Origin of the sequence: Flammeovirga sp. OC4 (assembly GCF_000812565.1) — a bacterium.
Lineage (GTDB): Bacteria > Bacteroidota > Bacteroidia > Cytophagales > Flammeovirgaceae > Flammeovirga.
In genome coordinates this window covers 1-4,791 of the sequence record NZ_JTAM01000130.1, presented here as the reverse complement: position 1 = coordinate 4,791, position 4,791 = coordinate 1, and the positions used below count along the sequence as shown (strand labels likewise).

7 protein-coding genes are annotated in these 4,791 nt (G+C 37.6%); all 7 read left to right on the top strand.

The annotated features are described in order from the left end of the window. Positions 1-494: DUF6549 family protein (locus PL77_RS32105; protein ID WP_044213458.1), on the top strand; the 494-nt coding region annotated here is incomplete at its 5' end. Positions 495-499: 5 nt separating this feature from the next. Further along, a complete protein-coding gene (locus PL77_RS29360; RefSeq protein ID WP_052444839.1) occupies positions 500-904 on the top strand; it encodes a DUF5675 family protein in 405 nt (134 codons plus the stop codon). Between the two features lie 69 nt (positions 905-973). Further along, a complete protein-coding gene (locus PL77_RS29355; protein WP_044213457.1) occupies positions 974-1,816 on the top strand; it encodes a DNA adenine methylase in 843 nt (280 codons plus the stop codon). Continuing rightward, positions 1,759-2,589 (top strand): hypothetical protein, encoded by an 831-nt coding sequence (locus PL77_RS29350; RefSeq protein WP_044213455.1) that lies wholly within the window; start codon positions 1,759-1,761, stop codon positions 2,587-2,589. The genes PL77_RS29355 and PL77_RS29350 overlap by 58 nt, the downstream gene beginning before the upstream one ends. Next, positions 2,582-3,058 carry a hypothetical protein gene (locus PL77_RS29345; RefSeq protein WP_044213453.1) on the top strand — a complete coding sequence of 159 codons (477 nt, stop codon included), beginning with the start codon at positions 2,582-2,584 and terminating at the stop codon, positions 3,056-3,058. Before PL77_RS29350 ends, PL77_RS29345 begins: the two co-directional genes overlap by 8 nt. Before the next feature lie 2 nt (positions 3,059-3,060). After that, positions 3,061-4,065 carry a hypothetical protein gene (locus tag PL77_RS29340; RefSeq protein ID WP_044213451.1) on the top strand — a complete coding sequence of 335 codons (1,005 nt, stop codon included), beginning with the start codon at positions 3,061-3,063 and terminating at the stop codon, positions 4,063-4,065. A 1-nt stretch (position 4,066) separates the two neighbouring features. Beyond that, a partial coding sequence (locus tag PL77_RS29335) for a fibronectin type III domain-containing protein (protein WP_044213449.1) occupies positions 4,067-4,791 on the top strand: 725 nt, incomplete at its 3' end.

Genomic DNA, 4,791 nt, shown 5'->3' with positions numbered 1-4,791 from the left:
TCTTTAAAACTTGTCTGATTGAATCAGAAAGACAATATAAGGTGGAGGTGAAAAAAGTGCAGGCTCTTGATATTTCAAATCAGACTTTGAAAAAGCTTCATCAAGATGAGAAATTCAAATGGCTTCAAAAACACAAAAACCTGAAGGAGGATTATAAAAACCTTGAATCGGCTTATCAGATAGCTCTCAAAGTCAAAGAGAATATTGATCAGGTTCAAATCACAGACACTACAATTTACATACAAAGTGATACCGGTGAAGTCATACGGGAAGCCCAGACATTCTATTACGCTGACGCTTATTCCTCCATATCAGGGTTAATTGATAATGAGCTTGTAACACTAGATTACGCTGTAGATGTCCCACTTGAGGTTGTTGCATACTGGGAACGGTCTTGGTTTTTAGGGCGGAAAAGGTGGGCAGTGGAAGTGGTAAGTGCTAATGAGAATGTAAGGACTTACGGGATTAATTCAGTTATCATCAAAAAACGATAATCATTATGAAAGCAATGTTATTCAGATTACAGGAAGATGAAAAACAAACATTAGGTGTTCTGAAAGTCTACGATGGTCTCCAAGAGATTTTTGAGTGTAAAACTTTAGAATTAGCAGATAAAGATAATCAACGTAATGTATCAAGAATTCCATCAGGACATTATCAGTGTGTCCCAAGGTATTCAAGAAAGTATGGTCATCATTATCATATTACAGGTGTTCCAAATCGTAGCTTGATATTAATACATACAGGTAACTTCAATAGAGATATTAGAGGTTGTGTAATTGTAGGAAGTAAACATTATGATATTGATCAAGATGGATATAAAGATGTTACTTCTTCAAGATTGATTTTCAATAAAATGAAGTCTATTGTTGGACGTGAGAAGTTCACATTAGATGTTGTTTAAAACTTCAGCTTTATCCCCGAATAAGAATGTATTACTAAAGATTTATATCACACTTTAATAATACAACAAATGAAAACTCCAATCACCTATTATGGTGGAAAGCAAAAACTTGCTTCAAAAATCGTATCAATGATTCCTGGTCACACACTCTATTGTGAACCCTTCTTTGGAGGGGGAGCTGTCTTTTTTGAGAAATCAAAAAGTGGTGTGGAAGTTATCAATGATACAAACAGGGAGATGATGAATTTTTATAAAATAGTTCAGCAGGATTTTACTTCTCTGGAAAAAGAAATTCAAATCTCACTCCATTCAAGAGATATGTATCGAAAGGCGAGTGTTATCTATAATAATCCTGATATGTTTTCTGAGCTGAAAAGAGCTTGGGCGGTCTGGGTGTTATCGTCTCAAGGTTTTGCGTCAAAGATTGATGGTTCTTGGGGATATGACAAAAAGCGAAACACCACCTCCAAAAAAGTGATGAATAAGAGAGACGGGTTTACATTGGATTACGCCATTCGTTTACAGGATGTGCAGATAGAATGTACAGACGCTTTAAGAATTATCACTTCCCGAGACACTCAAGAATCCTTCTTTTATCTTGATCCTCCTTACTTTAATTCTAATTGTGGACACTATGATGGTTATACGATTGAGGATTTTGAAATGCTTTTAAAAAGACTGGAGAATGTTGAAGGTAAATTCCTTCTGTCAAGCTATCCGTCTGATGTACTAGAATCATTTAGAAAGCGAAACGGATGGCATCAGTTAAAGGTGGAGCAGGAAGTGACAGTTAACAATAAATCAGGTAAAAGGAAAAAGAAAATAGAAGTTCTAACCGCTAATTATCCAATACAATGGCAAGAACAAGAAAAGAAATCTATGAGCTCCTCGTCGCTGAAAAACAAAAAATAGCAGAGCTTGATTCGCTTACAGATGAAGAGACACTAAAGGAAGCTCTTGCGGACTTAAACAAACCTGCGTCAACTTCAAAGTTTGGGATTTGGCGACTTTGGTTGTACGTTGTTTCTTATGCTTTATATCTGCAAGAAGTGATTTTCGAACTGCATCAAATAGAAGTCAATAAACTGGTTGATGCCTCTAAAGTACATACAGCAGAATGGTATGAGGATAAAATCAAAGAGTATCAACACGGTGATCCTATTCTTTTGCATCAGGAGTCAAAGCAACCTTACTATGAGGTGGAAGATGATAGTAAAAAAGTGGTCAAATTTGTAGCGGTTACAGGTCGTGGCGTCGCCTTGGTGAAAGTGAAGGGAGAGGACGGAAAGTTATCTGAGACAGAAGCGGAAGGTGTGAAATCTTATCTTTCAGAGATACAAGAGCCGGGAGCACAAATGGGTGTGGTTAACTTGGAAAGCGATAAGCTGATACTTCATGCAGACCTCTATTATTCTCCAGAATATGATAGGTTAACTGTTGAAGCTAATGTGCAATCTGCCGTTGAAAACTATATCAAAAACCTACCTTTTAACGGGTCTCTCTTGATTTCAGATTTGGTAGAAAATATAAAAGAGGTAGAAGGAGCTGAAGACTTTTATATTACTATCATGAAGGCAAAGCCTGAGATTGGATCATCTTATGAAGACGTGAAGGCCAGATATTATCCTTCATCTGGTTGGATGGAATTGGATACTTACCAAATAAACGCCATTGCAAATGTTTGAATTAGATTTTAAGATCACAAGTTATCGGACGTTACCTCCAAAACGACGAAAGAGCAGGTTTATCAATTGGGTCTACTTATTAGTTCATCATGTGTATACCTTATCAAGAGAATTCTTGACTTTCCGGAATTATGCAAAAGATCAAATCATTTGGGGGCGTTCAAAACTCAGTGTTGAAACATTGATCAGAGAACGTTTCAATAACCCTTCAATAAATCTGATTACTCAGATTGTAGAGAATGTGGAGTTCCTTGTTTTTCCTCCGGAATATTCAGCAACAATCCCTTTTTTGGGCACTCCTGAAAGTGCAACAACAGTAGTAAGAACACCTGAAGATGAGGTTAATCTACAACGAACACAATTAATTGTAGAGGTGCCAGTTTCACTTCAAAGCCAAGGAAATGCGATCCATGTTTTCTTGAAAAAATATCTCCATGTTGGAATCATCTACGAAATCAAATACATATAGAAATGAAAATTCTTAATACACCTTCAAAAGGTCTAGTCGTCAACACGAAAGACTTTGAACATATATATAATGCCACAAAAGACGTGGCAGATGCACTTGCTTCTGTATTAACAGAAAGCACAGCTCCAGTGCGAGTTAAAGGGGTGGAATTCACTCAAAACGGAAATAATTTTCAATGTGATGAAGGTTGGTTGTTATATCAAAATACTTTACACAAAGTAGACGCATTCAATGCAACAGGGGTAGGTTCTGAAATTCCCGTCTTCAACCTTCAAACCGTTAAGCCATCTCATGAACCTCATGATTTGCTCGAAGGATATAATAAGGTAGGCACTTTTGATTTTTGTACTGAAGAAAAATTAGTTCCGGAATTTGGAGCTTCAGGAACAGGGCTTTTTGATTATAATGAAATCATCAAAAATCCTGTTCAAAGAAATAGTGATGCTGTTGCACAATTTCAAGGATTGAAGCCCGGAATGATCACTGATTATTATGGTTTACTTACTGACTTTGATCAGACAGGTCTTGGAATAGGTGATATGGTAGGTTTTGCATTATGCAATGGGCAAAACGGCACACCTGACCTACGTGGTAGATTTGTTATTGGAAAGGGAGATAGTGTTATTCTTCCCGATTCAGATAATAATGAAAATGCAAATAATGGTTATAGTAAAATTGGAACTGTTGGAGGTGCAAGTGACATTACTTTGTCAGCCAATCAATCGGGTATTCAAAGTCATAAGCACTCTATTACGGATAAAACCCACAATCATATCAACGGAGATTACAATCAATTAATGATAGTTGATGGTTTGTCTACATCGGCAGGTGATACAAATAATGACGCAACTGAACCGAACCTTGTTCGTAGTGGTACAATCCAAAGCTCTTACACTGGGATTACCGAGACGAATTACGTCAACGCAAGTAATGCGTTAGAGTCTCACGAAAACCGACCACCATTTATGGTGTTAGCGAAAATTATCAAACTGCCAATTAACATATGAAATGAAACAAAAATTCACTACCTCAGAAGGTCAAAATATCCTTGACCTTGTATTAACCCTTGAAGGTTCAATTGAGGGTTTGCCTGCCTTCTTACAGCGTAACCCTCACCTCAATCCAAACGGTGTTGTTCAAGCAGGAACAGAAGTAATACTTGATACCGAAAATCAAGAACGAGCTGAGGTAGTGAATTACCTTAGCTCAAGAAATATTAGAGTCAATACTGGCGATATAGAAATCCCTTCTCCTCCTTCGGGTTTATCAGCCGTTCCTACCTCCTCAGAAATCGGATCAATCACATTAAATTGGTCTGATAATTCACAAGGATTATATGCTTTTGAGGTGTGGAGAAGAAAGAAAGGAGCATTGGATTTTCTTCATGTCCACGACACGGATGTCGCCGAGACAACTTGGCAAAATGACAACCTAGATCACGGCACTACATACGAGTACCAAGTGCGCGTGAAAGGCTTCGCAGGAGCTGTTGAATTCTCCAATATAGCAGAAGCAACAACACCTTCAGCAGACCTTCAAATCTTCAATACCAACTACTCTAAACTTGTAGCAACAGGAACTAATTTTGTATGGGATCATAGAGCAGGTATTTCCTACTTATTTGCACTAGGAGGAAAAGACAAAATCAATTCAATCAGTGCTTGCGATGCAGGTGTTTCGGGCGTGATTGATCTAAGCTCTAACGACTGGTTAAACCTCGTTTATATCTGCTT

Bases quoted from the DNA above. Each gene is read 5' to 3' on its own strand.
- PL77_RS29360 (WP_052444839.1), top strand. From the start codon at position 500: ATGAAAGCAATGTTATTCAGATTACAGGAAGATGAAAAACAAACATTA.
- PL77_RS29345 (WP_044213453.1), top strand. From the start codon at position 2,582: ATGTTTGAATTAGATTTTAAGATCACAAGTTATCGGACGTTACCTCCA.
- PL77_RS29355 (WP_044213457.1), top strand. From the start codon at position 974: ATGAAAACTCCAATCACCTATTATGGTGGAAAGCAAAAACTTGCTTCA.
- PL77_RS29340 (WP_044213451.1), top strand. From the start codon at position 3,061: ATGAAAATTCTTAATACACCTTCAAAAGGTCTAGTCGTCAACACGAAA.
- PL77_RS29350 (WP_044213455.1), top strand. From the start codon at position 1,759: ATGGCAAGAACAAGAAAAGAAATCTATGAGCTCCTCGTCGCTGAAAAA.